Genomic DNA, 26062 nt, shown 5'->3' with positions numbered 1-26062 from the left:
CGCGTCATCGGGTCTCGAAGGTCTACCGCCGTGGTGGTGTCGCGGACTTGGCCGTCAGTTGTGCTCGTCAGGTCGGGCATCCTCGGTCGCCTCCTGCGGGGCGGGGATGCGCTGCCCGCGTGAGTCCGCGATTCTGAGGGCATCCGACAGGGCCTCGGTCAGCCGGCAGGCCAGCCAGCGGTATTCGACGGCTGGCCGCGCGAGCGTTCCAGGTGCCAGGACGCATCGGGCGTACTCCAACAGTTCCTCGCCCATGCCGATCTGCACGATTTCGATGTCGTCGGCGAGGGTCGAGAGGTAGCCCCTGCCGTCGGTGCTCAGGTAGCAGGGGTTCCCGTCCGGGGTGGTCCAAGGGAGCAACCGAGGCCCCTCCCCTGCGGACTCCGCACTCCGATGAGGCAGGCGTTCCGCTTGGCTGCTGTTCTGGTTCATCGTGCCCGCCCGTGGTCGGCTCCGCTGTGGCTGTTGATCAGGGTCCCCTTTGGCGCGAACCTTGCGGAGTAGCCAGCGTGTCTGCCTCCGTGTCTGCCAAGCTGGCTTGGTGCGGGAGACGGTCGGGGAACTGGTCAGGCGGCTGCGCCTGGCGCGCGGTTGGAGTCAGCGGCGGCTGGCCGAGGCGCTGGCCGATGCTGCTCCTGGGCGCGTTCCTCCGGCGCGAAACGACGTGTCCCGCTGGGAGATCGGCACGCGGTCCCCGCGCGAGTGGCTGCCCTTCCTCGCCCTGGTGCTGGAGGTGCCGCGCGAGCTGCTGGAAGCGGCGAAGGCAGTCCAGCCCCCCGAGTCCGCGCCGCGTGTGCTGACCGTGGCCGACTTCCTGCCCGTGGGCGACCCGCTGTCCCCGTTGAGCGCCCGTATGGGCCGTCGGATCGGGGCTGGGCAGGTGGCCGACTTGGCTCAGCGGGTGCACGGCCTGCGGCTGGCCGATGACGTGGTGTACGGCAAGGACCTGATCGGCCCGGCCCTGCGGGAGCTGCGGGCGGCGGTCACGCTCTACCGCGAGGGCACCCACACCGAGCATGTGGGCCGCGAACTGCTACGGGCGATTGGCGAGTTGTCTCAGATCGCCGGTTGGGTCGCCTCCGATGCGGGCGAACATGCCGAGGCGGAGCGGATCTACCGGCTCGGGATCAGTGCCGCCCGTGCTGCCGGGGACGGGGTGCTGTCGGGGAACGTGGCGGGCTCGCTGGCCTACCAGTGGAGCAACACCGGACGCCCCCTCGACGCCGTCGACCTGGCTACCGCCGCCGTCGTGGAGGCCGGTCCTGACGCTCCGGCGAAGGCCCGCGCGCTGTACCTGGACCGGGTGGCCTGGGCGCACACCCGCGCCGGCCAGGACCGCCCTGCGATGACTGCCCTCGGGGAAGCCAGCGAGGCCTTGGCCCAGGACTCCGCCGGCACCGAGTCACCGTCGTACCTGTACTGGATGGACGCCGGGGAACTCCAGGTCATGGAGGCCCGCGTCTACACCGAGCTGCACCGGCCCCTGCGTGCCGTACCGCTGCTGACGGACGTCCTGGGTCGTTACGACGCCAGTCACGCGAGAGAGTTGGCGCTGTACCTGTCCTGGCTGGCCGTGGCCTACGCCGACGCGAACGAGCCCGAGGCCGCAGCCGGGACCGCTGGCCGGATGCTCGCTCTGGGGCAGAGCGGCAGCGAACGCACCACCGAGCGCGCACGGATCGTGCTGGACCGGCTGCGAGCGTTCCGTGACGTTCCCGAGGTCGCCGAGCTGCTGGCGTCCTGATCGTCCCGATCGTGCGGGGGGCGAGTTCGGACTGCTGCTTGCGGGCGTCTCGGCACTGGGCTGGCTTGCGCACGGTCTGGTCGCTCGGCACGGAAACGATCGGTGGGTCGGCGGGAGCCTGCGCTGCGGAGCCGGGGCGGCGTCGGACACCGCCCTCGGCGGGCCCGGCGGTGGAAACGGAGGGTCGGACCCCTGGCCGACCCTGTGCCCGCGATCCGACCGTAGGACGGTCGCAGGCGACAACTTGCTCCGCAGGCGCAAGGAGTCCTTACCCCACAACTTGCTCCGCCTCTGGGCGGTGCTGGGATAAGCAGCGCTTACCCCACAACTTGCTCCCATCGGGCACCGGTCGAACCCGCCCACGACCCGGCTGACCGCTGACCGCCGACATCCGCGAGGGCCTCGGGTGCGGGTTGGGTCTGGGTCGGTCGGCGACGTCGGGCCAGCTGCAACGGGCTGGTCCCGCCTTGAACCTCGTAGAGAAAATCTGGACGCACGCCTGCGGTCGGCGTCAGGGCGGTTGGGAGCGTGCCCGGGTGGGGTGGCTGATCAGTAGAGCTGGACGCGGGTGACGACGCAGTGGGGTTCGGGGGCATCGGAGACGATGACGTACTCGGCGACGCCGAGGGAGCCGCCGGACCCGAGCGGCATCCGTCGCTGCTGGGGCCAACGCTCGGAGGCCGTGCTGCCGGGGACCAGGCCGCAGGTGGCGTTGATCCGTACAGTGGCGGAGACGATGGCGCTGAAGACCTCGCCGGTCACGGCAGGGTCATGAAACAGAGCCTCGACCTCCGGGGACAGGTAGCAGGGCCACCCATCGTCGTCCTCGGCCCCGTCCTCGCCATCGTCGTACGGCACCCCGGAGTCACTCAACGGGCAGCCCTGCCGCGCGCCGGGCCTCGACCACGTCGGCCACGCTGCGCAGGGGCAGCGTGCCGGCGAGGGCGGCAGCGGTGAGCTGATCGCCGCGCGCCTGATCGGCGTCGAGCACCGCCTCGCACCACCAGTGCCGCAGCACCGCCTCCGCCTCCTGCGGCGCCGCCGCCAGCAGCTCGCGGTAGAACTCCATCCGCCGCGCCCCGGACAACGCCGCCGCGATCCCCTCGGCGTTGCGCGGCACCCGCTCGCCCGCGCCTTCCATGTGGACCGACTGCACCGACATGGCCACCTCCCTACCTCTACGACTCCCCGGCCAGTCTGCCTCCCCGGCACCCCGGGCGTCGACACGACCACCGCCCCGGCCGGGCACTGGTCCCGAGCCGACCCTATCCGCGCCCCGTGCACGACGTGTCGAGGGCCGGGAATCTCACCCGATCCAGTGACCGTGGAGCGGAGTATCCCCAGGTCAACCCTGGTGCGTGCCGCCCAACTCCACAGCCTCGACGCGGGTGCGGAGATCGGCGATCTGCCCAACAGCCTCGACCAGCGCCCGTTCCAGCGCCTCCACGCGGGCCACCATGCCGCCGACGGGCGCGTTCCCCACGTCCGGACTGCCAGGGTCACCGTCGGCGTCGGGGTGGGCGACGAAGGCTCCCTTGCCAGGGCGGGAGATCGCGTATCCGTCCTGCTTCAGCAGGGCCATGGCCTTCTGCACGGAAAGGCTCGAGGCCCCGAACTCCGCCATCAACACGGCCTGCGTCGGCAACGCGTCCCCCGGCTTCAGCCCGCCGGAACGGATCCGCTCCCGCAGGGCCTCGGCGATGACCTCGAACGTCAGCAACACCGTGCCACCTGCAGGTCTACGTCCCCGCCGCCCCACTGTCACCGCAGGTCACCCCGCCTTCTCAGCGCCATTACCACCGAAACCCGGCCCGTCCAAAACGGAAAACCAGGGCCACAGTACCCGCATCCCAACCGCCCACCGAAATAGATGAGGAGGGATGCACTTGAATGCGCGCTTGAAGCGATGCTACCTTCACGCACCGCTGGTGAACACCACCGCTGACCAGGCCAGACGTCCCCGGCCCACCATCCGCGCCCGCCGTCACGCGCACCGTGCCCACGTGCGCCGATCACCCGGGTCGCCCCTCAATCGCCTCTCCTCTTCTCCCGACTCCTGCCGGAGGTCTGTCCCCATGCCCGCGCAGCTCCAACTCCCCACCCCCGCAACCACCTCCACTCCCGCCAGCGAGGCGTTCGCCGCACCGGCGCGCACCACCAGCCCCGACACGTCCGCGAACAGAAACTCGGCGCTGGAACGCCGGGCGCGGCTGACCGCCAGGCTGGCCAAGCTCGCCGCCGCCGGGCACCTAGCACCCCTGGCCCGCCAGATCGGCTCGCTGGGCGGCTGCGCCCGCCCGATCCGCATGACCGGACACCGCACCCGCCTCGATGCTGCCACCGGCCAGATCCTTGACCACCTCGACACCCGCCATCTGCCCGCCGGCGAACTCCTGGTGCGCTGCGGCAACCGCCGCACGACCCGCTGCCCGGCCTGCTCGAAGGTCTACCGCTACGACACCTACCAGCTCATCGCCGCCGGACTACGCGGCGGCAAGACCGTCCCCACCAGCGTCTCCACCCACACCCGCGTCTTCGCCACCCTCACCGCCCCCGGCTTCGGCCCCGTCCACAACCAGCCCGGTGCCGCCTCCTGCGCCTGCGGCACCCGGCATGGCGACGGCGACCCGCTCCTCGGCACCCCGCTGAACCCGCAGCGGTACGACTACACCGGCGCGGTGCTGTGGAACGCCCACGCGCCCGCCCTGTGGGCCCGCTTCACCACCCACCTGCGCCGTGAGATCGCCAAGGCCGCAGGACTGACCCAGCGCACCCTGCGCCTCCACGCCACGCTCTCCTACGCCAAGGTCGCCGAATACCAAAAGCGCGGCCAGATCCACTTCCACACCGTCATCCGCATCGACGGACCCACCGGCCCCACCAACACCCCACCCACCTGGGCCACCACCCAGCTCCTCAACCACTCCGTCCGCGCCGCCGCCAACCGCACTCGCGTCCAGCACCAACACCCCTCCCGGGCCGGGGAGGCCGACCCGGCACAGCCGCCGGGGCCCACGGCGTTCCGGTTCGGGCGGCAGATCGACGTCCGCGCCATCCGCAGTACCGACTTCACCGGCGACGCCCCCGTCACCGACCGGAACGTCGCCGCCTATATCGCCAAGTACGCCACCAAGGGTGCCGAAACCATTACTGGCACCCTCGACCGCCGACTCCGCTTCCTCGCCGAACTCGCCCAACACGACCTCACCGACCACGCCCGCCGCATGATCCACACTGCCTGGCACCTCGGCACCCAGCCCCAGCACACCCAGCTCCGCCTGCGCCAGTGGGCCCACATGCTCGGCTTCCGAGGCCACTTCTCCACCCGCACCCGCCACTACTCCACCACCCTCACCCACCTCCGAGCCGAACGCACCGCCTGGCGAGGCCGCCAAGGCGATGCCCAGGAGCGGGCTGGCGAGGGCCAGCCGGTCACTGACCGGCACAGTGACCGCAGTGACCGTGCTGACCTGACCGCCGGTCACACCGACCCCGACTCCGGTCACCGCGCCGGTCAGCGCACAAAGAGCGGGCGGCGCGTCGGCACGGACACGACCATGGTGATCTCCCACTGGCAGTACACCGGAAGCGGCCTCCTGCCCGAACTCGCCCACCTCGCCGACCTCCTGGCCGCCGCACCAAAGCCCCGACCCGACCAGGCAGCCCGCCCCCGGCGGACGCGACGTGCCAGTGACCGGGCCGGTCACTCCACCAGCCCACTGACCGCACCCGTCCAGACGGAGGTGACCGGGTGACCGCCGACGCCGAGCTCCTGACCGTCCCCGAGGTCATGGCGCGCCTGAAGATCAGCCGCTCCACCGTCTACGACCTCATCCGCACCCGGCAACTCGCCTCCATCACCATCGGCCGCGCCCGCCGTATCCCCACCCACGCCCTGTACACCCTCGTCCACCACCAACTCGAACAGGCAGCCTGATGACCACCCCCGACACCAACCCCAGCACCAGCACCAGTTCTCGCAGGGCCCGCGCCAACGGCGACGGCACCGTCTACCAGCGCAAGGACGGCCGCTGGGAAGCCGCCGGATACGTCCTGGCCATCGGCGACACCCGCAAGCGCGTCCGCGTCTACGGCACCACCCGCAAAGAGGCCCTGGCCAAGCTCACCGAGAAGATCGCCACCAGCAACCGCGGAGTCCCAGCCCCGTCCGCACAGGGCAGCGTCGCAGCGTTCCTCACCTACTGGCTGGAGACCGTCGCCGTCCACCGCCTCCGCGAGAACACCCACACCCGCTACACCGCCTGCACCCGCCTCTACCTCATCCCCGGCCTCGGCAAGAAGAAGCTCTCCAAGCTCACCGCCAAGGACGTCCGTACCTGGCTCGACCAGCTCCGCACCACCTGCCAGTGCTGCGCACGCGGCCTCGACACCGCCCGCGACCAGCCCGAGTGCTGCGCCACAGGGAAGTGCTGCTCCAAGCGGCTGTCCCCGCTGACCCTGGCCTACGTCCACTCCGTGCTCAAGTCCGCCCTAGAGCACGCCGTCCGCGAAGAGGAGATCCCCCGCAACGTCGCCCGCAACGTCCGCATGGGCACACCCCGCCCCCGCCGCTTCGAACCCCTCACCACCCAGGAAGCCCGCGCGTTCCTCGCCGCCAAAGAAGGTCACCGGCTGAGCGCACTGTTCGAACTCGCCCTGCGCACCGGGCTCCGCAAGGGCGAACTCCTCGGCCTGCGCTGGGAAGACCTCGACCTGGCCGGCGGAACCGCCAGCATCCGCCGCACCCTCCAACGCACCAACTCCGGCGGCCTGACCGCCCTGCCGACCAAGACTCAAAGCTCAGAACGGCGGATCGCGCTGCCCACGCCATGCCTGCGCTCCCTCGAACAGCACCGCGACCAGCAGCGCCAGGAACGCGAAGCGGCAGGCACCGGCTGGCAGGACACCGGCTACGTCTTCACCCGGCCCAACGGAGCCCCCATCGAAGGGGCCACACTCACCCGACACTTCACCGCCCTGCTGCACCGGGCCAGGCTCCGTCGAATCCGCTTGGTGAGTCGGCCCGGGGCGCGGTGCCGGGATTGCTCCCGGTCCGTTTCCCCGGACCGCTCTCCGAACCCGCCGTGCCGATCTCTCGGCAACGGGCTCTCCACGGTTCCTGCCGTCAGGCGGGGTTCGCAGGAGGCCACGGGGACGGGATCTTGTTGCCCCGGTAGGTGTAGCGGGAGACCGTCACACCCTCGATCCGGAAGTACTCGACCCCGTCGGCCGCGATCCTCCACCGCCCGGAGGCGGCGAGGTGTCGGCGGACCTGTCCCCAGTTCCAGCCGTGACGTGCCCTCAGCATGTGGACCAGCCTCCACCAGGTGAAGTCGTCCAGTTTGCTGAAGGTGTGCTTGGCCACGGCGTACTTGAAGTAGTTGGCCCATCCGCGCATGATCTGACCGAGCCTGACCAGAACCGACGCGAAGTCCTGCTGCGATGTCTTGTGCGTCAGGGCACGAATCTTCGCCTTCAGCGACCGGAGGGGCCTGACCGCGATGAAGGTGTAGACGTACCACTTGTCCGTCCCCCTCTTGCGCTTCCACCGGATGCGGAAGCCGAGGAAGTCGAACCCGTCGCCCAAGTGGACCACTTGGGTCTTGGCCGGTGACAGCCGCAACCCGAGCGGAGCCAGCGCGACGGCGACATCTTCGCGTAGCGCCTCGACGTGCTCGCGCGAGCCGTGCACCAAGATGACGAAGTCGTCCGCGTAGCGCACCAGCCGCCACGTCGGTCGCCCCTTGGCGCGCCGGTAGTCGCGTTTGCCGTGGGTCGACATTGCCCCGCCAGGCTTCCACGGCCCCATCACGTGCTCGTCGAGCACGCTCAGAGCGATATTGGCCAGCAACGGCGACAAGATGCCGCCCTGCGGTGTGCCGGTCAACGTGTCCTGATTCTCACCGAGTTCCGTGAGGATCCCGGCCTTGAGGAACGCCTTGACCAACGCCAGGACACGCTTGTCCTTCATCCGCCGACGCACCCGGTCCATCAGGGCCGCGTGGTCGATCGAGTCGAAGCACGCCTCGATGTCCGCATCCAGCACCCAGCGGTAGCCGCGGGAGCCGAAGTGGTGGATCTCGGCGATCGCGTCCTGGGCACGCCGCTTGGGCCGGAAACCGTACGAGCACGGAGCGAAGTCCGCCTCGAAGATCGGCTCCAGCACCAGTTTCAGCGCCGCCTGGACGACCCGGTCCGCAACCGTCGGAATCCCGAGCTTGCGGACCTTCCCCGACCCGCCCGGTTTCGGGATCTTGCGCTCCCGCACCGGCAACGGTCGGAATGAACCGTCCTTGAGACGAGCCCGCAGGTCGTCCAGGAACCCGGGCACACCCACCTGCTCCGCGACGTCGGCGACCGTCAAGCCGTCCACGCCAGCAGTGCGCGCACCCTGGTTCCCCGCGACCCGGTCGAACGCCACGATCAACGTCGCCGGGTCACACACGAAGTTGAACAAGTCATCGAACCGGCGGCCAGGATCGGCCACCGCCCAACGGTGAAGCTTGGCCTGCATCTCCGATACCCTCGCCCCCGGCCCGGGCGGACCAGAACGAGGAGCATCGCCATTCGGCGACGCGTCTTCCGGCATTGCAGCGTCCTTCCCTTCTTGAAACCGCTGCCGCCCTTCCCCATGTGGCCGGCTTTCCCGACCTCGGAGTACTACGGCGGCTCCGCCCCGTCCCGGACCGATCGGCGGTCGACGCGCCCAACCCCACCATCGCCGCTGGAAGCGACGCGCAGGGCAAGACCCGGGACGGTTCCCGTGTTCACTGTGGTTCGCTCAACGAAGTAGGAGCCCGACTATGCCCCTGCGGCATCGCTGCGAGTACGCCGCAGACCTTCCTCGCAGCCTCCCTGACAGCTCGTGCCCACTGCCTCGGAAGTTCCCCGCCCAACCCGCGACGGGTGCGCACCGCTTCCAGCCCAGATCCACCAGGTTCGAGCTGGCGTCGCATAAAGGGGGTGTCACACGCCGGTTCCTCGCGTACTCCTCTCCGTCCCGCTCGCCGGACCCGAACCATCTGGCAGTACTGGCCCGTCCCGGCTTTGTCAGGGCCGCTCCCACCCTCCCCGGCGTCACCCGGATCCGGCTGCCCTCAGCTCCACCGCCCTGCTGCGACAGGATCAGCGGCGAAGGTCTCTCACCTCCACTCGAACCACAGCGCCTCACGGCGCACCCACGACCTCCGACACTCGGCGGCGACCCTCCTCCTGGAGCAGGGCGTCGAACTCGTCGTCATCAAGGAACTTTTGGGCCATGCCCACATCGGGGTGACCGCGACGGTGTACGCCCACGTCCGGCTCCGCCTCCAGCGCGACGCCATCGACCTCCTCGGCAACGCCCTGCGCGACCCCGCCACCCGGCCCGACGACGGCGACGGCCCGCCGCTTTGTGCAGCACCCGTCCGCTGACGTTGCCGTCAACTACTGCCGTCAAGACGGCAAATCCCCCGCCGGAATCCGTTCCGGCGGGGGATTTAACTATTCCAGCTTCAACTTAAGATGGCTCGGCGCGCGAGGGCTGGCAAGTCGCCCGTAAGAATCGCCAGAAAACGGCCCGCCAATTCCTACCTCGCCCCTCATTTCGCGTCATCCATCGGTCTATCGCTCGATCACGTCGAGAGCTATCCGATTTGCTCCTACATCGAGCATGCGAAGATTTCCACTTCCCCCAGAAGGGAGGCTTCCCGCTCGGACTTCGGGGCAATCACAACCCCTCCGCGCTCCAATATGACGAGGGATGTGAGTAGCACACCGCGCATTAGGCCATGCTGAACTGGGTGTCGCGTCGAGGCATAGCATTCGAGCAAGCCATCGACGAACTGCCGAAATACCTGCACGTTCACAGTGCACGTATCATCATCCGACGGCGTCAACCCAGTCGGGCGCTGGACCAGCTCAGCTGCAGCCTCCGCGAAAGACAGGTACCACTTTCCAATCCGGAGAGAGGGATCCCATACGGTTTCGCCGGAAACCTCGAAATAGTAGCTCATTGAGCGAACTCCAGCCTGATATCCACACCAGGATTCGCCTGCCGCAGATTATCAATGTGTGATTCAAGTGCAGATCGGAAGCGAGGATCAATCGAAGGATTAGTCAGCCGGAAACCGATGGGAGCATTTTCATATCCAGGCATGTACTGGCGAGCCTCGATGTACTTCTTCAGCTTCCCGTCAATCTGCTTCGAAATCCATGCGTCGTCGCCATATAGTGCGCTCTTCTCTTCCCAGAGCACACCCCCGCCGACGTGATCAATATCGGTGATCCTATTTCCGGTCGTTGGGTGATACACGTCGTAATCCCGCTCACCCTCAAGCAGTCCACAGCCCGGTCCAGTGTTATGAACGAGCACCGGCGTATTCCCGGCCAGTACATAGTACGTGTGATGGTCGTCAACAGTGAGGTTGAAGCGGTCGGCAGCACCGGCCTCCGGGCTCACGTTCTCGACGGTCGCTGCCGTTCGATCGGGCGTTGACAGACTGTGGCCGGGTGTTAGGTCGCCTGCTGCCACCCAGGCATGCTCCGTGTCGTCCCAGAACGGATGGTTTGCCGTGGTGTGAAGAACGGCCTTCTTGCCTTGTGCGTCCGAGACCGTGACGTCGAGAAGGTTCTCGTCATGGTTGATCCACAGTGCGCGGACCGTGTTGCTGCTGGCTGGAGTTCCATCGGTTGGGTCGCCAGTCTGGACCTCGTCGCCCGGCCTGACATCCGCAATGTCCTTGGTGCTTCCGTCGCCCAGCAGAACCTGGGTCTCCGGGGAGAAGCTGCAGCCGCCGGTTCCACCGCCGATCTTGCCCCCGACGTACGCCGCGGCAGCCCCCTCGATCTCGGCGAGGGCCAACTTCTGTGCGTTTTGGCAGTCCTCCACGCATTGACCAAGCCCGGCAGCCTCTGCGCTCACCAGGATGAGGCAACCCATGCCCTCAGTTCCGGCACACACGGCGGCGCCGATCAACTGAACGGTCATCTCCGTGAGCATCTTCTTCGACCCGTCCCACAGTTCCTTGAGGGTGAGGTCTCCGAGGATCATGTGCCTCGCCCTCTCTTCAAGGGCCTGGTAGGCGGGTGATCCGGGAACGTTCCAGGTGTCCGGGTCCTCCTTCATGACCATATGGACCGCTTCTTTGAAGTTGTCTACGCGGTCCTTCGGGATCTTGCTGAGCACGTCGGCCGATATGGCAGATTTGGGTGCCGGCTTGGGTGCCGGAGGTGCCGGGGTCGGCGTGTACTTCTGGATGTCGACGTTCCAGCTGCCGTTGTCGGAGGTCCAGGTTTCCTGAACGATTTGGGACGCGCCGCTGGCGGGGTCGGTGGTCCGGCATGTGGCGAATCCGCCGCAGGTGCCGTCGGGGTGCAATCCGGACGGGTCTGCGAGGTTGACGGGGTCGTTGTTGCTGTAGGCGTAGGCGTTCCACTGTTGTGGGGACGCGAGGTCGATGACGGGGTCGGGATTGAGGAAGCGACCAGTGGCGGGTTGGTATTCGCGGGCGCCGAGGTTAGTGAGGCCGGTGGTGTCGTCCTTGGCGCCGCCGACGAAGCCGTGGTCGCCTGCCCAGGTGGTGGGCTGGGTGCCGCGGGGGTTGCCGAACGGGTCGGTCGGGCGACGGGTTTCGCTCAGGGTGGTGCCGTCGATGGCGAGGGTGCCGGTGCCGTGGTGGTCGGAGATCTGGTAAGTCGATTGGCCGCCCTGGCGGACCAGAGTGATGCCACCGGGGATCGGGTAGTAGCGGACTCCTGTGAGGCTGGGGCTGGTTGTTGTGTCGTAGACCAGTTCGTCGTTGCCGAGCGTGATGGTGGTTTTGCCCGGGTCGCGGCGGATGAGCTGGTTGCCCGCAGCGTCGTAGAGGTAGGTTGTCGGCCCCGCATTCCCGGTCTTGACGGAGGAGGCGAGCCTGTTTTCGCTGTCCCAGGTGAGGCTGGTGGTGCCGGAGGCGTCAGTGATGGACGTCGTGTTGCCGACGGCGTCGTACTGGAGGTTGGTCGAGCTGACTCCGCCCGGGGAGGTCGTGGCAGAGGATGACAGGGCGTGCGGGCCGCCGGTTCCTCCGCCGGTGTTGGGCCCGGTAGTCGGCGTGTTCACCTTCCCGGTTGCCGGGAAGGTCTGGTAGGTGGTGGTGTCCTTGGTGCTGTCACCGGAGGGGGCGTGTTGGATGAGCTGGGTGCGGTTGCCGGTGAGATCGTAGCCGTAGCTCTGCCAGTACGCGGCGGGGCCGCCAACCGTGGTCTTCATGGGTGCCTGAGCACCGCTGGTGGGAGTGGAGTTGGCGCAGGCACCGATGCCTCCGACGCTGGGCTGAGCAGCCTGGGTGAGGGCACCGGTGTCCGTCCAGGCGTTGGTGAGCCGGCCGAGGTAGTCGTAGGCGAAACACTGGAGGTCGGTGGAGGACGGGGTGTTGTCCGGGATGTTCCGGATCGCCGTCATCTGCCCGGCTGCGTTGTAGGTGTAGGTGAGCTGCTGGACCGCCCCGCTTGCGGCGGTCTGCTTGTCGACGAACTGGGACAGCTGGCGGCCGGTGGACTCGTCGTAGGTATTGGTGACGACGACCTGGGTGCCCCACGGGTTCATGGTGGAGCGGATGTTGCGGCCGTAGGCGTCCCAGTCCGAGGACAGGTCGTAGGTGGCTCCCCCGTATGCGCCGAAGTCGCTCAGCGGGCCGTTGTTGTCGTAGTGGTAAGTGAGGGATTCCTCGGGGATGTCCCCCACGGCTGAGCGGTCGTCGTCGGTCAGTGCGCCGGTGATGGGGTCGTAGATTGCCTGGTAGGTGTAGGTGAAGGGGGTGGTGCCCTGGCCGATCTCGGTGCCCGGGATCGTGATGGTGGTCGTGGTCGGGTGGTAGGTGGTGTCGTACGCCAGGATGGAGTTGGTGTAGGCGATTCCGGAGGCGCCGTTGGTGTAGCGCGTCGACGTGGCGGGCTTGCCCTTAACAACGGTGTCGTAGGTAAAGCCGGTCAGCTGGTGGTCTTGGCTGACCGATCCGGAGAACGTACCGGTCACACGACCGAGCAGGTCGTAAGCGTAGGAGATGGTCTGCCCACGCGCGTCGGTAGCGGAGGCCACGTGGCCTTCGCTGTCGTAGGTCTTGGTCGTGGTGCCGGTGTCCGGGTCGGACGCTGTGGTCTCTCGGCCGCGCAGGTCGTAGCCGTGCGTCCAGGTGTTGCCCGCCGCGTCATTCTGCGCGGCAAGGTGGCCGTCGACCGTGTACGTGTAGGAGGTCACATCCGCGTCGGCCGGGTTCCCGGTGGCCGTCGCGGTTTTGTACTGCCACAGCTGGGTGTTGTGGCCGCGTGCGTCGGTGATGGTCGAGGTCGGTGTGGCGCCTGCAGGGGGCGTGACGTCGACGCGGTCGGTGCCGGGATAGGCGGTGGTGGTCGTGGCCTGCGTTACGCCATAGGCGACGAACTGCTGGGTCACCGGGCGGCCGAGGCCGTCGTAGACGTTGTAGGTCTGCGTCGGCACCTTGTTGGTGGTGGTCTGGAACAGTGTGGTGCTGGGCGCCGCGTCGTTGTTGTACCAGGGGCTGTTGGCCCTGGTGACGCGTCCCTGCGAGTCGTACACGGCGTCGGTGATGAGCCGGCCCGTGTAGGCGGAGAGTGCCGGGGTCGCCTGGGACTGAACGATCCGTCCCTCGCCGTCCATGATGTCAATCTTGACGGCGTAGTGGCCGTCCTTGAGCAGGTCCGAACTGACCACGGTGGGAGGCACGGCAGCATTGTTGACCACGCCTGGGAGCGTGTAGGCAAAGGTCTTGTTGGCGCTGGCCTTGGTGTCCCGTCCCGGTAGCCATACACCGGTCAGCCGACCGAGTGCGTCGTAGGCCTCGGTGGTCGTGCGGCCGTTGGGGTCGGTTGCCGTGAGCGGCAGTGAACGCGCACTGTCGTACGTGGTGGTAGTGGCCCGGCCGGTGGCCGCGTCGCTCGCACCTGCGGGTGCGGGGCTGGTGATGGTGACACCGTTGGGCAGTTCGCCCGCATTGGGCGCCGCATATGTGGTGGTGACGACAGCACCGCCTGGGTGGGCGCTGTCGGTGGCGTTGGGGTCGGTCGCGCTCGTGATGCGCCCGTAGCTGTCGTACGTTGCGCTGGCCGCGCTGAACTGCGGGGTTCCGGTGGCGTCGAAGTGGTCGAGGGTCAGTGTGCCGGTGGGGTCGTGTGCCGTTCCGAGCTGTCCGAAGTCCCGTCCGTCGTACAGGGTCCGTGTCCAGGAGATCGTGTTGGTGGCTGTTGCCGGCGCGGTGCAGGCGTTCTGACCGGAGACCACGACCGACTCGGACGGTACCTCCAGGATCTGCGGATCTGTTCCGGCATACCCAGCGCGGGTACAGATGTCGGGCAGGCCGTCGGCGCTGTCCAGCGAAGTTGTGATGCGGTTCCCGTGGGAGGGATCGGTATTGGTGGTGGTGCTGTTGGTCTGCCAAGTCCCGTCGGCCTTGAGGGCTTTACTCGTGCGCACGATGCTGGTGGCCGTGTACTGGGCGAGAAGTGCGGGCAGGTTCTTGCCCTGGCTGTGGGTGGCGGTGGTGACCGGTCCGCCGCTGAAGGAGCTCACCGTGTAACCGACGATGCTGCCGGCGGGGTCCGCACTGGTGTAGATGTCGCTCTCACGGTTCTGGCCGGAGAGCCAGTCGGAGTCGGTAGCTCCTCCGCCCATCGGGCCTGCGACCGGGGGGACGCTGCGAATGCTGCCGTTGGCCAGCAGGTCACCGTCCATACCCTGGTAGAAGGTGGTTGACTTCTTCGACTGCGGCCCGTCGTTGCCACTGCCAGATATCTCGGTGATGGAGGCGTAGCCGCGGAACTGGTCCCAGGTCCGGTTCTTGTCGTCGGTCAGGGCGGAGGTGTTCCGGTGCCAGGCCGCTTTGCCATACTTGTAGTTGGTCACCATGGGAATCGAACCCGGGGTGGCCGGGTTCAGGGTGATGCTGGTGACCGGGTATTTCAGGAACCAGTCGTCCACCGGCGCCGCTCCCGCGATGGAGCCGGGCGGGGTCCACTTGACGTTGTAACAGGACCGCGTGTCGCTGTCGGCGGAGGCGGGCATGACTTTGTTCGCCCGTGAGCAGTCGGCAAGGAGGTAGTTAACGCCGATGGTGCTGCCGGTCTCGGTGGTGACCAGCTGGATCCGGGGCCGGTTGTAGGCCGGCGGCGCGGGCACGAGGTTGGTACCGTCCACGCGATTGGGCAGCAGCTGCGCGGTGAAGGACACCAGGGGCAGGGTGATCTGACCGCCAGAGGCCTGGGGGTCCTGGCCGGTGCGCTGGACGGAGGCGAGCCAGGGCACCTGGGTGTTCTCGGTAGCGTTCTGCACGTTGATGAACGTGTGGTTGAGCGCGTACGAGTCGACCGTCTGGTAGGCGCCGTTGATCCGGACCTGGGTGGCGACGGAGGCCAGCCACTTGGTGGTCCAGAACGTCGGGCCATAGTTGGTGCACGGGCTGGTGGTGTCGCACTGTTGGTCCAGCGGAACGTCGGGCCAGTTCGCCGCGTTGGCAGAGCTGCGCTGGGACGGGTCGCAGGCCGCGGTGGAGGTGACGCACCGCTCGGAGGCGTTGAAGATCACCTTCGCGGCGGGGTTGTAAGCGCCGTTGTTGTTCAGCTGGTCCGAGAGGAGCTGGCCGTAGCCGATCGTGGAGGGCACACCGGCCCGGGTGTAGACGGTGCTGGTGCCGTTGCCGTTGTTCTGGCCGCCTCCGCGGGAGTAGTAGTTCGTCTCGGGGGCGTACGTGTAGGTGATCAGGTTGCCGTGCGGGTCCACGACGAAGTCGAGGTTCCAACGCCAGGCCATCTGGCACCACGAGCCCTTGCCCTTGGCGGGGTCGTAGCACGGGTCGCCGCTGTTGGGAGAGTAGACCGGCGAGGTCCACGCCGAGTTACTGTCCGCCCCGAGCGTGGTCGGGTTGCCGTTCGCGTCCGGCACGTGATTCAGGCCGAAGTAAGACACCGTCCCACCGGTGTCGGTGACCTTGATGTAGGCGCCGTTCCACGTGCCATTGGTCGCGCCGGTCAGGAACTGCACCTTGGTGCCGTCGTCGTTCTTGATCCGCCACGTGCAGCTGGACTGCTCCATCGAGACGGGGGCATCGGACCGGCACGAGGCGTCGTCGGGCACCAGCTGTCCCGAGTGGCTGCCCAGGGAGAGGATCATGTTGGCGCCGGTCCAGCACTGGTCACCGGAGCCGGCGATGCCGTCCAGTGAACACGGCTTGAACGAACGCTCAACGAAGCCGGGGCTGTAGTCCCAGCCGTCGCCGATCCAGGAAGCCTGGGAGTTTGTCGAGGAGGTCTTGCCGTCTACCGAGGAAGAGTCGTAGGACAGCGCCAGTTTCGGGGCCGTCCCGCCGAGCGTCGCTGGGGTCTGGATCGGATAGTCGTAGGTGAACGCACCGGAGGAGCCGCCGGCGGTCCACGCCTGCGAGGGATTCAGGCTGGTCGCCGTGTAGGTTCCGGCTCCGCTGGACGCTCCGGACACGACGCCGACCGTGGTCGAGGTGGTGGTGGAGTCCGCATACAGGGCACGAGCCGCCTTCGGGGCGGCATCGGTGGCGGTCTTGGTCGCCGGAGCGGTCGAGGCCTTGTCCGTGTCCGTTCCAGTCAGCGGGACGTCGGCGACGAGCTTCTTCGTCGCCGGGTCGTAGTGCGACTCCAGGGGCGTCTGCTTGCGGCAGTCGGCGTTCTGCGGAGTCGTCGTCGCGCACTCCGGCAGGACGACCAGGTGGGCCCGGGCCGCCCAGTTAGCCCCGAACGAGGCCTCCAAGCTGGAGGCGTCGACGCCCAGGCGCACGGGTGCGGCATCACCGGTGCCCGGCCGGGTGAGGGTCACCGCCACGCCGGGAATCCCGGCGATCGCCGAGGCCTTGGCGTCGGCCATCTCGACCTGGATCGTCTGGCCCGCGGCTGACGAGCCGGCCAGCGGCGCGAGGGTGACCGGCAGGCCCGAGGCCTTGGCCTCCGCGCCGGCCTTCGCCTTCTCACCGTCACCCAGCGGGTGGGCCTCGGGCGCGGAGCCGAGCGTCACCGAAATGCGGCCACCGGGGACCGGCTTCGGGTCCTTCGGCGGGATCCAGACCGGCGGCACCGGGTGCTCCGGCTTCGCCGCCGCCACCGGTGCCGTGTTCTGCCCCGCTACGGAAGGCGTCTTCGGCAGTGCGGTGTTCGGCGGCGACCACTTGCGCGAGTAGTCCGGCCCGTCAGTAGCAGCCGCGATCGGCAGGGGCGCGAGCAGAGACCCGAGGACAGCGGCCGTCGTTACGGCCGCGAGTCGTCCGCGTAGTCTCCCCCTCCTGCCCTTTGCCCTCTCGGAGTCTGATCGTTGTATAAATGGCACTCTCTTATATCCCCCAAGCATTGGGCCCCCCGAATACGGGAGGCGCGTCCTGCATCCGAACTGGCGAATGCTAGCGGCATTTGATGACGGACAGTCAAGGCAGCTTCGGTGGTGAGGATTATCACGGAGGTGCACGAAGCGGCCATTTCGCATCAAGCCTGGACTTCACCACCGAACTTGAACTGGCCGATGTCAGTGCATCCCCCTACCGTGCCTCTGGCCTGTGCCTACACAGGTTCACCGCGTTCTTTGGGGGGAGATTCCCGTTTTGAACAGAAAGCGCCGCTACAACGGTGTGCCACTCAGGACATTGACCGCAACAGCCGTACTCGCGCTCACCACCGGCCTCTCAGGTCTCAGTGCGCAAGCCGCCGACGCGCCGTCGGTACCGTCGCAGGCCACGATCGACGCCGCGACCGCTCAGAAGATGCAGGAGCGTCCGCCGGCCAGTGCGACCGCCCAGGCCATCGCCCAGGCCAAGGCCACACAAAAGAACGTCCCGGTCGACTCGCTCACGACCGAGTACAGCGAGACCGTCGCTACCCCCGAAGGCCACCTCGCGCTCACCAGTCACCTGGAGCAGCAGAGTGTGCGCCGCAACGGTGTCTGGCAGGGCCTGGACGCCACCCTGGTGGCCAACCCGGACGGCTCCTTCTCGCCCAAGTCCGCGGCAAGGCAGGTGGCCTTGTCCAAGGGCGGAAATGGGCCGCTGGCGACCATGACCAGTTCGGACGGGAAGAAGCTCGCGCTGTCCGCCCCGTTCGCTCTGCCCGCGCCGACCGTCAGCGGTGACAGCCTGATCTACCCGTCCGTCGCGCCCGACATCGACCTGAAGGTCACCGCCACCAAGCTCGGCGGGCTCAGCACTGTCCTAGTGGTCAAGACCCAGGCCGCGGCGGCCAACCCGGCGCTGAAGAACCTGCACTTCGGGACCACCCTCGACGGCGTCAGCGTCAAGAGTGACGAGCACGGCAACGTCACCGTCGTCGGCGCCGACGGCAAGCCCCGCTGGGTCTCTCGCACGCCACAGATGTGGGACAGCACCACCGCACCCGCGGCGAACGCGCCCGCGACCGTGACGAAGACCGCCCTGACCTTCAGAACGGCCTCAATGGACGCGCCCGCTCCCACACCGACGGACGCGAACCAGGCTTTTGCAGCAGGCTCCGACGCCGGCCCCGGGACGGCCTCCAAGGTCGCCATCATGCCGGTCAAGGCCGACAACACCGGCATTGACCTCACCCCGGACCAGGATCTCCTGGCCCACGGCACAGCCCCGTACTACATCGACCCCGACTACCTGCCCTGGACCCAGTGGGGCAACTCCTGGACCTGGGTCCAATCCTCCCACGACGGCTCGAACAACTGGATGCGCCAAGGCAGCGGCGACGCGGATCACCCTGGCGTCGGCAAGTGCGGCACCTACCCCAACGGCGGCAGCTGCTCCCCGGCCGATGTCGAGCGCAGCTTTTACCAGTTCGACATTACGGCGCTCGGCGGGGCGGTCATCCACTCGGCGACAATGACCATGCAGGAGTACGTCTCCGCCGACTGGTCCTGCACCCAGACTTACCCGCTGAAGTTGTACGTCACCGGGCCGATCGCGAACGGCACCCACTGGTCCAACCAGCCCTCCCAGAACAGCGGGCCACTCGGCGATACAGCCTGGGTAGGTGGTTCGGGCAGGAACCCGTGTCACGACAACGTGCCGTTCAGTTTCGACATCACCGGGGCGATGCAGCAGTACGTCAACTACGGGCAGCTGACCTTCGGACTCTATGGCGACGAGAGCAACCAGTACGCCTTCAAGCGATTCACCTACCAGCCGGCGCTGTCCGTGACGTACGACCGAGTGCCCAACACCCCGACGAACCCGGCGGTGTGGCCAGCCCCGACGAGCGTGGTTCCCGGCGGGGCCAACCAGTCCTGCGGTGACGGCAACGCCGACAACTGGGCGTGGCTCGGCGCTGGCTCCGCCCAGAACAACGCCGTCTGGCTCAACGCCACCGTCACCAGCAACGCCCAGGCTCAGGTCAAGACCTGGGATCACATCTGGGACTACAGCCTGCCCGGCGTTCCCGACGTCGCGACGGGGGATACCGCCTTCGTCAACAGCGGCGGCGTCACCAGCTTCCAGGTCCCCGCGAACGTCATCCAGGACGGCCACGCCTACGGCTACGGCATCATGGCCACCGACGGCCTGGACGGCGTCCCCTGGTCCGCCTCCACCCCGGCCTGCTACTTCAAGGTCGACATGACCCCTCCGACCCTCACCTTCCCGAGCACGGTCGGCGACACGAGCAAGCAGTTCCCGCCCAGCGGCAACGGACAGATCCCCCAGATCTACGCCGGTCAGAGCGGCGGCGTCCCCTTCACCGCGAACGACCCCGCCCCCAGTGGCGGCTACTCCTCCGGTGTGGTCTGCCTGCGCTGGAGCTTCGACCCCCAACTCGTCGATGCCACCTGGCAATGCGGCAGCTCCATGCCCACCGGTCAGATCACCGTGACCACCGGACGCTGGGGCACCAACGTCCTCTACGTTCAGGCCGAGGACAACGCCGGCAACCTCTCACCCGTCGCGCAGTACGCCTTTTACGCCCCCTGGAACCCCAACAGCCCGGCACCCACCTTCGGCGACGTCAGCGGCGACGCCCTGCCCGACATCGTCACCGCCGACCCGAACGGCGACCTGCGCGCCTACAGCATCCCTGCCACCGCCCCCACGGCCCCGCTTGCCGCCCCGAAGGCCGACTCCCCCGGCCGGGACTCGTGGGGCAACTACCGCATCACCCACCGCGGCAGCCTGCGCGGCGGCAACAATGTCGACGACCTCATCGTCCACAAGGACGGAGACCAGAACCTCTACTTCTACAAGAACCCAGGCAACACCGGTGTGACCGGAGCCTTCGACTCCAAGTACACTCTGGCCAAGCCTGGGTGTGACCCGAAGCTGACCGACTGCACCGGCTACAACGCCGCCGACTGGTCCACCGCACTGCAGATCGCCGCCAGCGGCGATCCCAGCACCAGCAACCTCGACACCGGCAAGAAGTTCCAGAACCGCACCGGCCTGTTCACCGTCGAGACCAGCCCGGACGGCACCGGCGCCCTCTGGTTCTATCCCGCCATCGGCGACGGCACCTTCGGATCGCCCACCAAACTCGCTGGTCCCGACTTGAAGGGCTGGGATCTCATCTCCCCCGGCGACTGGGCAGGCCAGGGCCACCCCGGCTTGTGGGCACGCAATCAGAGCAACGGCGACCTTCGCGGCTACACCTTCACCACCGGAACCATCACCGTCACCGGCCCCTTCGGGCGCAACACCAACTACCCGACCCTCACCGGCATCGCCACCGAAACCAAGATCGGCTACGGCGTCACCACCGCCAACTGGCCCGTCATCGGCTCCGACGGCGACCTCACCGGCAGCGGATCCCCCACCCTGTGGAGCATGACCCCCAACGGCATCATCCAGATCTGGACCGGTCATCCGACCACCAGCGACCCCTACTACACTTGGACCACCGGACCGACCGCGGTCCTGAGCACCTTCGCCGAGAACAGCCCCATCACCTACACCGCCCAGACCGCCAAGTGCATCGACGCCAACGGCGCCACATCAGCACCCGGCACAGCGGTCCAACTGATGGACTGCAACCCCACCAACTCCCAGTGGACCTTCGAGCCCGACGGGACCATCCGCTACCTCGGCGGATGCCTCGACGCCAGCGGAGGCGGTACGGACAACGGCACCCCGCTGGAACTCTGGACCTGCGGCAACGCCTGGCCGAACCAGTCCTTCCTCCCGAGGGCCGACGGCAGCATCTACAACCCCGCCTCCGGTCGGTGCGTCGACCTCCCCGGAGCCACCACAGCCAACGGCACCCGACTCGAGCTGTTTGACTGCAACGGCACCGCCGCCCAGAAGTGGACCCCTTCCGTGCGAAGCACAACATAAGCAAGGACCGCGGTAGCGAGCCCCAGCCGACTCGGCATCACGCCGAACGTCCCGTGATCCCAGTCGCAAAGCTCTGACAGCGTGACCATTCGCTCAGCGTGGCCACCTCATCGGATTGACATCCGGCGAGGTGGCCACAAATGCATGCCGACCAGAGCGAAGCGAAACTCCTGGTTCGGTCACCGAGGCGTCTGAGGAATCCGTAGCCGGGAGGAGGCGAGGAAAGCCGCCGTCGCGTGGTCCGGTGTCGTCCGGGTCAGACAAGACCTGAAGCTGGCAACCCGTAGAGCCGGTCCGGCCCGGTGCCCGAAGGCGCCGGGCCGGGCGGGCGCCAAAACCCGTCGCCCCGCCGGGGCCTCGCCACGTCGGCCGCGCCCCGACACGCGACGGCCGCGATACGGCCGCGATACGGCCGCGATGCGACCGCGATACGACCGTGACGACATCGAGTGGGAGAGGGGGGACCGGCCGTGCCGAAGCAGAACGCCGCCGCCCCCTCTCCCGCGTCCCGGTACGAGGTGAGCCTGGTGTCCACGTCCTCCCGGTGCCCGCTGCGCGGCCGGCACCGGAGCAGTGCCGCCACCGTCTGATCCCTGGCGCCGTCCGCCCACAGCGGCCTTCCACCGCCACGCACCTGACGGCCTGTCAGTCATCGGTACTGCCTAATCGCGCGCCCACCCCGTAGGAACCGCCTCGAAAGGCACCCGGGCCATGCGCACCGACACCACCACCAGCGCGACCGTCACCACCAACATCGCCGCCGTCCGCAACCTCGGCATCCTCGCCCACGTCGACGCCGGCAAGACCACCGTCACCGAGCGGATCCTCTACCTCACCGGCACCACCCACAAGCGCGGCGAAGTCCACGACGGCACCACCGTCACCGACTTCGACCCCCAGGAACGCGACCGCGGCATCACCATCTTCGCCGCCGCCGTCAGCTGCGCCTGGGCCGGACACCGGATCAACCTCATCGACACCCCCGGCCACGTCGACTTCGCCGACGAGGTCGAACGCTCGCTGCGCGTCCTGGACGGCGCGGTCGCGGTGTTCGACGCGGTCGCCGGCGTCGAGCCGCAGAGCGAGTCCGTCTGGCGCCAGGCCGAACGCCGCGGCGTGCCCCGCATCGCGTTCTTGACGTCCTCCCGGCCTTAAAGGACCGGGATTCCTACCACGGTCGGCTGACCGTCTCGGTGGGTTCCTGCTTCACGGCGCTGCGCGGGCACGGGTGCCCGTCTTACCTGCGCTCCACAGGCAGGGGTGAGTGCCCTGGTGCCGCTGGCCGAACTGTTCGGCTACGCGAGCCGCCTGCGCGGCCGCACCCACGGACGCGGCACCTTCACCACCCGCCCGGCCGGGTACGCGCCCGCGCCGCCCGCGCCGCCCGCGCCGCCCGCACCGCCCGCGTCCGCCGGCTGAACCTGCCGAGGCCGCTGCCCGGCCCTGCCCGCGCTGGCAGGGCCGGGCCCCGGTCACCGGCGCTCCGGGCGCCGCTGACCGTAGGCTGGGCCAGCCGCCACGGCACAGACCGCCACCAGGCAGACAGAAGTAACCGGGCAACCGACCGACCGAGCGACAGAAGCGGGCAGGCAGAGGCAATGCAGTTCGACGACCAGGGCGACCTCGACACCTCGCAGGTGGACGACCGGCGCGGCATCCCCGGCGGGAAGGTCGCCATCGGCGGCGGGGCCGTGGGCCTGATCGCGGTGCTGTTCGCGGTCGTCCTCGGCGTCGACCCGCAGCTGCTGGGCCTGTCCTCCGGCAGCGGCTCCACCGCCTCCTCCTCCGGCGCGCGCACCGCCGGCGAGGCGCAGCAGGCCTGCAAGACCGGCGCGGACGCCAACAAGCGCCAGGACTGCCGGATCGTGGCGGTCACCAACAGCCTGCAGGACTTCTGGCGCACCGAACTGCCGCGCCGCACCAACCTCCCGTACAAGAACGCCGAGACGGTGCTGTTCACCAACCAGGTCTCCACCGCCTGCGGGGCGGCGACCTCGGCGGTGGGCCCGTTCTACTGCCCCGGCGACAAGAAGGCCTACGTCGACCTCGGCTTCTTCAACGAGCTCTCCTCCCGCTTCGGCGCCAAGGGCGGCCCGTTCGCCGAGTCGTACGTCGTCGCGCACGAGTACGGCCACCACATCCAGACCCTCACCGGCGCCATGCAGAAGGTCGGCAACGACCGCCAGGGCGCGAGCAGCGGCTCGGTGCGCCTGGAACTGCAGGCCGACTGCTACGCCGGGGTGTGGGCGCACCACGCCACCACCACCCCGCAGCCCTCCACCGGCCGCCCGCTGATCGCCTCCCTCACCGACCAGGACATCGCCCAGGGCCTGGACGCGGCCGCCGCCGTCGGCGACGACCGCATCCAGAAGCAGGCCACCGGCCGGATCAACCCGGAGGCGTGGACGCACGGCTCCTCCGAGCAGCGCAAGGCCTGGTTCACCACCGGCTACCGCAGCGGCGACCTCGGCCAGTGCGACACCTTCGCGTCGGCGAAGCTGTAGCCGACGGCTGGCGGGCCCGGGGTGCTCAGGCGCCCCGCACGAGGCGGCCGGCGGTGGCGGCGGCCTGCTCCGGGTGCGCCTCCAGCCAGGTGCCCAGGCCGTCCCGGACGGCCTGGGCGACACAGGCGCGCACGGCGGCGTTGCCCAGCCAGTCGCGCCTGGAGCCCTCGAACTCGGGAGCGTCGAGCTTCACCGACACGACCGCCGTCAGGCCCGCCCCGACCTGCTCGGCGGTGAGGTCGGGGTCCGTCGCGGCCAGCAGGCCCCGCTTCCTCGCGTAGGCGGTGACCGCGGCCGCCACCCCGTCGCGGAAGCCGACCACGTGCGAGCCACCGGCGATGGGCCAACTGTTGACGAAGCTGCGGATCCGCTCCTCACCGGCGCCGCGCCAGCGCAGGGCCACCTCCACCGCCCCCGCCATCCGCGGGTCCTCGCCATCGACGGCGATCGTGTCCGTTTCCGTGTCCGTTTCCGTGTCCGCGGGTGCGGGCGCCGGATCCGGGGCGTCGAGGAGGGCGACGAAGTCCCGCGGCCCGCCGGGGAAGCGGAAGCGCACCGACCGACTGTCGCCCGGGTGGCGTTCGTCGGTCAGTGAGATGTCCAAGGCCCGGTTGAGCAGCGCCAGTTCCCTGAACCGGTCCGCCAGCGCGTCGAACGAGTACTCGGCGCCCCGGAAGATGTCGGCGTCGCGCCAGAAGGTGAGGGTGGTCCCGCTCGCGGCCGCGGTCCCTGCCTCGATGAGTGGCGTGAGGGCCACGCCGCGCGAGGGCCCCCGGTCCACATTTTTTCGTGCCCGGCGGACTCCGGCGGCGGACGGCCGATGCGTGATCACGGTTTGGCGACCTTTCGACCCCCGGAGCCTCCGATCGCCCGTCCCGGCGTTCGAGCAACGGTAGGTTTCGGGCGCACATACTCTTGATCGTCACGGGGGATCCACCATTTCCACTCAGCCCGCCGCGCCCGCCTCCGACGCGCCCGCCGCGCCCGCCTCCGACGCGCCCGCCTCCGACGCCGCCCCTGACTCCCATGCCGCGGCCCCGGACCTGCCCGGCTACGGCGAGGGAGAGCTCAGCTGCCAGTACTGCGGCTCCGTCCCGGCCGTGGACGCGACCTTCCGCGGGCACCAGGGCTTCATCGTGGTCCTGAGGTACCTCAAGCGCCGGGGGCCGTACTGCCGCACCTGCGGCATCGCCGCACACCGCGACATGACCTCCGACAGCCTCTGGCAGGGCTGGTGGGGCATCCCCTCGATGATCGTCAACCCCATCGTCATGCTCCTCAACATCCCGCAGCGCCTGAAGGTCAACAAGCTGCCCGAGCCGCTGCCCGGCGCGCCCCGCCCACCGGCGGACCCCGGCAAGCCGGCGTACCTGCGGCCCACGATCCTCGGCGTGCTCATCCCGGTGGTCCTGGTCTCGCTGATCGTCCTCGTGGAGAAGGGCGACCCCGAGTTCGCCAAGACCGGCGACTGCATCCACAACAGCAACCCGATCGTCCTGCCCGGCATGATCGACAACAACCCCGACGTCCAGGTCGTCCCCTGCTCCGACCCGAAGGCCGAGGCCCGCGTCGTGGGCCGCAAGGACGACACCAACGACGGCGAGAACGTGTGCCGCGAGTCCTTCCCCGCCGCCGACGGCTACTTCGTCTACAAGCGGGGCAGCGACAAGTACACCCTGTGCCTGCAGAGCCTGAAGCAGAAGCCGGGCACGACCTTCGTCCCTTAGCGGCGGAATCTTCGTCCGCGACGTGGCGGCGGCCTGCGGTCACAGACCTATGGTGTCCCTCATGAGCAGCTTCACGATGGTCGAGTTTCCGACGTCCTCGGCCGTACGGTCGGCCCAGTTCCTCCAAGCGGCCTTCGGATGGTCCGCGACTGCGTATGGCCCCCAGTACCTGGACGTGGATTGCGGCAACGGCGTCAGCCTCGGCTTTCAGCAGGACCGCTCCGAGGCCCCGCCGCGCCGTTGGCTGTGATCCAGGTCGACGACCTCGATGCGACACGGCAAGCCGTGATCGAGGCGGGCGGCACGGTCACGGTCGAGGCGTTCGATTTTCCTGGCGGGCGGCGCTTCCACTTCCGTGAGCCCGGCGGGAACGAACTGGCCGCCTGGGTTCCGGCGAGCCAGGGGTGATGCCCCGTCAGGTCCGGGCCAGGCCTGTTGTCGACCCCAGTGAGCAGATGCCGCTCTGGCAGCGGTCCTGCCTGCAGCGTTGCCACTGGGGGTAGGGAGGGCAACGTCGTCGGGCCGGCAGCGACCAGAGCGTGACGTTACAGCGGCCGCGCGGGCAGGGCCAGTTGTGACGCCTGCCCGGGCCCGTGCGGGCTGCTCCCGTCCTGCCCTGTCCGGGGTCTCGCGCACACTTCGGCGAGTTGCTCGAAGAACTCGCGCCGCGGAGGCATCGCGGGAATCGACGCTGCGTGAGCACCAGGCGCACAAGGGGCGTTCGTGACCACTGCCACCCCATGCGGTGACCGGGCAGCGAAAGCCCCCCGGCGCCCGGTGCGGGCGGCCTTCGCGGCACTGTTCGCG

17 protein-coding genes and 3 pseudogenes are annotated in these 26062 nt (G+C 68.6%); 12 read left to right on the top strand and 8 right to left on the bottom strand.

What is annotated here, in order from left to right; translation table 11 throughout:
• Nucleotides 1-54 precede the first annotated feature (54 nt).
• Nucleotides 55-360 carry a hypothetical protein gene (locus AC0B61_RS13195; protein WP_471740743.1) on the bottom strand — a complete coding sequence of 102 codons (306 nt, stop codon included), beginning with the start codon at nt 358-360 and terminating at the stop codon, nt 55-57.
• 181 nt (nt 361-541) lie between these two features.
• Between AC0B61_RS13195 and AC0B61_RS13190 the strand changes: the two genes are divergently transcribed.
• Nucleotides 542-1744, top strand: coding sequence for a helix-turn-helix domain-containing protein (locus AC0B61_RS13190; protein ID WP_471740742.1), 1203 nt, complete (start codon nt 542-544; stop codon nt 1742-1744).
• A 549-nt stretch (nt 1745-2293) separates the two neighbouring features.
• Here AC0B61_RS13190 and AC0B61_RS13185 read toward each other — a convergent pair.
• The 3 genes from AC0B61_RS13185 to AC0B61_RS13175 all read right to left on the bottom strand — a co-directional run bounded on the left by AC0B61_RS13185 (nt 2294) and on the right by AC0B61_RS13175 (nt 3467).
• Complete coding sequence (locus AC0B61_RS13185) at nt 2294-2602, bottom strand: hypothetical protein (protein ID WP_471740741.1); 309 nt, start codon at nt 2600-2602, stop codon at nt 2294-2296.
• 7 nt (nt 2603-2609) lie between these two features.
• A complete protein-coding gene (locus tag AC0B61_RS13180; RefSeq protein ID WP_471740740.1) occupies nt 2610-2906 on the bottom strand; it encodes a hypothetical protein in 297 nt (98 codons plus the stop codon).
• Nucleotides 2907-3089: 183 nt separating this feature from the next.
• Entirely contained in the window at nt 3090-3467 is a 378-nt protein-coding gene (locus tag AC0B61_RS13175; RefSeq protein WP_471740739.1) for a winged helix-turn-helix domain-containing protein, read from the bottom strand.
• 352 nt (nt 3468-3819) lie between these two features.
• On the opposite strand from AC0B61_RS13175, the gene AC0B61_RS13170 reads away from it, so the two are divergent.
• The 3 genes from AC0B61_RS13170 to AC0B61_RS13160 are packed head-to-tail and all read left to right on the top strand — an operon-like array spanning nt 3820 to nt 7075.
• Nucleotides 3820-5499 carry a replication initiator gene (locus tag AC0B61_RS13170; RefSeq protein ID WP_471740738.1) on the top strand — a complete coding sequence of 560 codons (1680 nt, stop codon included), beginning with the start codon at nt 3820-3822 and terminating at the stop codon, nt 5497-5499.
• A complete protein-coding gene (locus tag AC0B61_RS13165) occupies nt 5496-5681 on the top strand; it encodes a helix-turn-helix domain-containing protein (RefSeq protein WP_400760536.1) in 186 nt (61 codons plus the stop codon). Before AC0B61_RS13170 ends, AC0B61_RS13165 begins: the two co-directional genes overlap by 4 nt.
• On the top strand, nt 5681-7075 hold the full coding sequence (locus AC0B61_RS13160) for a tyrosine-type recombinase/integrase (protein ID WP_471740737.1): 1395 nt from the start codon (nt 5681-5683) through the stop codon (nt 7073-7075). The genes AC0B61_RS13165 and AC0B61_RS13160 overlap by 1 nt, the downstream gene beginning before the upstream one ends.
• Here the strand turns inward: AC0B61_RS13160 and ltrA are convergent.
• A pseudogene (ltrA, locus tag AC0B61_RS13155) lies at nt 7074-8258 on the bottom strand (group II intron reverse transcriptase/maturase); the annotation flags it as partial. The gene AC0B61_RS13160 and the pseudogene ltrA sit on opposite strands and share 2 nt — an antisense overlap.
• 659 nt (nt 8259-8917) lie before the next feature.
• Here ltrA and AC0B61_RS13150 point away from each other — a divergent pair.
• Nucleotides 8918-9157: pseudogene (locus AC0B61_RS13150) on the top strand (tyrosine-type recombinase/integrase); the annotation flags it as partial.
• A gap of 227 nt (nt 9158-9384) precedes the next feature.
• On the opposite strand, the gene AC0B61_RS13145 reads toward AC0B61_RS13150, so the two are convergent.
• Complete coding sequence (locus tag AC0B61_RS13145) at nt 9385-9738, bottom strand: DUF6086 family protein (protein WP_471740736.1); 354 nt, start codon at nt 9736-9738, stop codon at nt 9385-9387.
• Nucleotides 9735-16844, bottom strand: a complete 7110-nt coding sequence (locus AC0B61_RS13140) for a polymorphic toxin-type HINT domain-containing protein (protein ID WP_471740735.1) — start codon at nt 16842-16844, stop codon at nt 9735-9737. The genes AC0B61_RS13145 and AC0B61_RS13140 overlap by 4 nt, the downstream gene beginning before the upstream one ends.
• Before the next feature lie 532 nt (nt 16845-17376).
• On the opposite strand from AC0B61_RS13140, the gene AC0B61_RS13135 reads away from it, so the two are divergent.
• From AC0B61_RS13135 to ypfJ, 4 genes and pseudogenes are all read left to right on the top strand, one after another.
• A complete protein-coding gene (locus AC0B61_RS13135; RefSeq protein WP_471740734.1) occupies nt 17377-21024 on the top strand; it encodes a ricin-type beta-trefoil lectin domain protein in 3648 nt (1215 codons plus the stop codon).
• Between the two features lie 711 nt (nt 21025-21735).
• Nucleotides 21736-22161 (top strand): annotated as a pseudogene (locus tag AC0B61_RS13130) (GTP-binding protein); the annotation flags it as partial.
• A gap of 123 nt (nt 22162-22284) precedes the next feature.
• Nucleotides 22285-22443 (top strand): hypothetical protein, encoded by a 159-nt coding sequence (locus AC0B61_RS13125; protein ID WP_471740733.1) that lies wholly within the window; start codon nt 22285-22287, stop codon nt 22441-22443.
• A 179-nt stretch (nt 22444-22622) separates the two neighbouring features.
• A complete protein-coding gene (ypfJ, locus tag AC0B61_RS13120; protein WP_471740732.1) occupies nt 22623-23528 on the top strand; it encodes a KPN_02809 family neutral zinc metallopeptidase in 906 nt (301 codons plus the stop codon).
• 25 nt (nt 23529-23553) lie between these two features.
• Here the strand turns inward: ypfJ and AC0B61_RS13115 are convergent, their stop codons facing one another.
• A complete protein-coding gene (locus tag AC0B61_RS13115; protein WP_471740731.1) occupies nt 23554-24285 on the bottom strand; it encodes a hypothetical protein in 732 nt (243 codons plus the stop codon).
• A gap of 343 nt (nt 24286-24628) precedes the next feature.
• On the opposite strand from AC0B61_RS13115, the gene AC0B61_RS13110 reads away from it, so the two are divergent.
• From AC0B61_RS13110 to AC0B61_RS13100, 3 genes are all read left to right on the top strand, one after another.
• A complete protein-coding gene (locus tag AC0B61_RS13110) occupies nt 24629-25255 on the top strand; it encodes an LppU/SCO3897 family protein (protein WP_471740730.1) in 627 nt (208 codons plus the stop codon).
• A gap of 61 nt (nt 25256-25316) precedes the next feature.
• Nucleotides 25317-25505: a hypothetical protein gene (locus AC0B61_RS13105; protein ID WP_471740729.1), complete on the top strand. Its 189-nt coding sequence runs from the start codon at nt 25317-25319 to the stop codon at nt 25503-25505.
• Nucleotides 25502-25663 (top strand): VOC family protein, encoded by a 162-nt coding sequence (locus AC0B61_RS13100; protein WP_471740728.1) that lies wholly within the window; start codon nt 25502-25504, stop codon nt 25661-25663. The genes AC0B61_RS13105 and AC0B61_RS13100 overlap by 4 nt, the downstream gene beginning before the upstream one ends.
• The last annotated feature ends 399 nt before the right edge of the window (nt 25664-26062 follow it).

The organism is Kitasatospora sp. NPDC023385, assembly GCF_055664045.1.
This window is presented reverse-complemented; position numbering and strand designations above follow the sequence as displayed.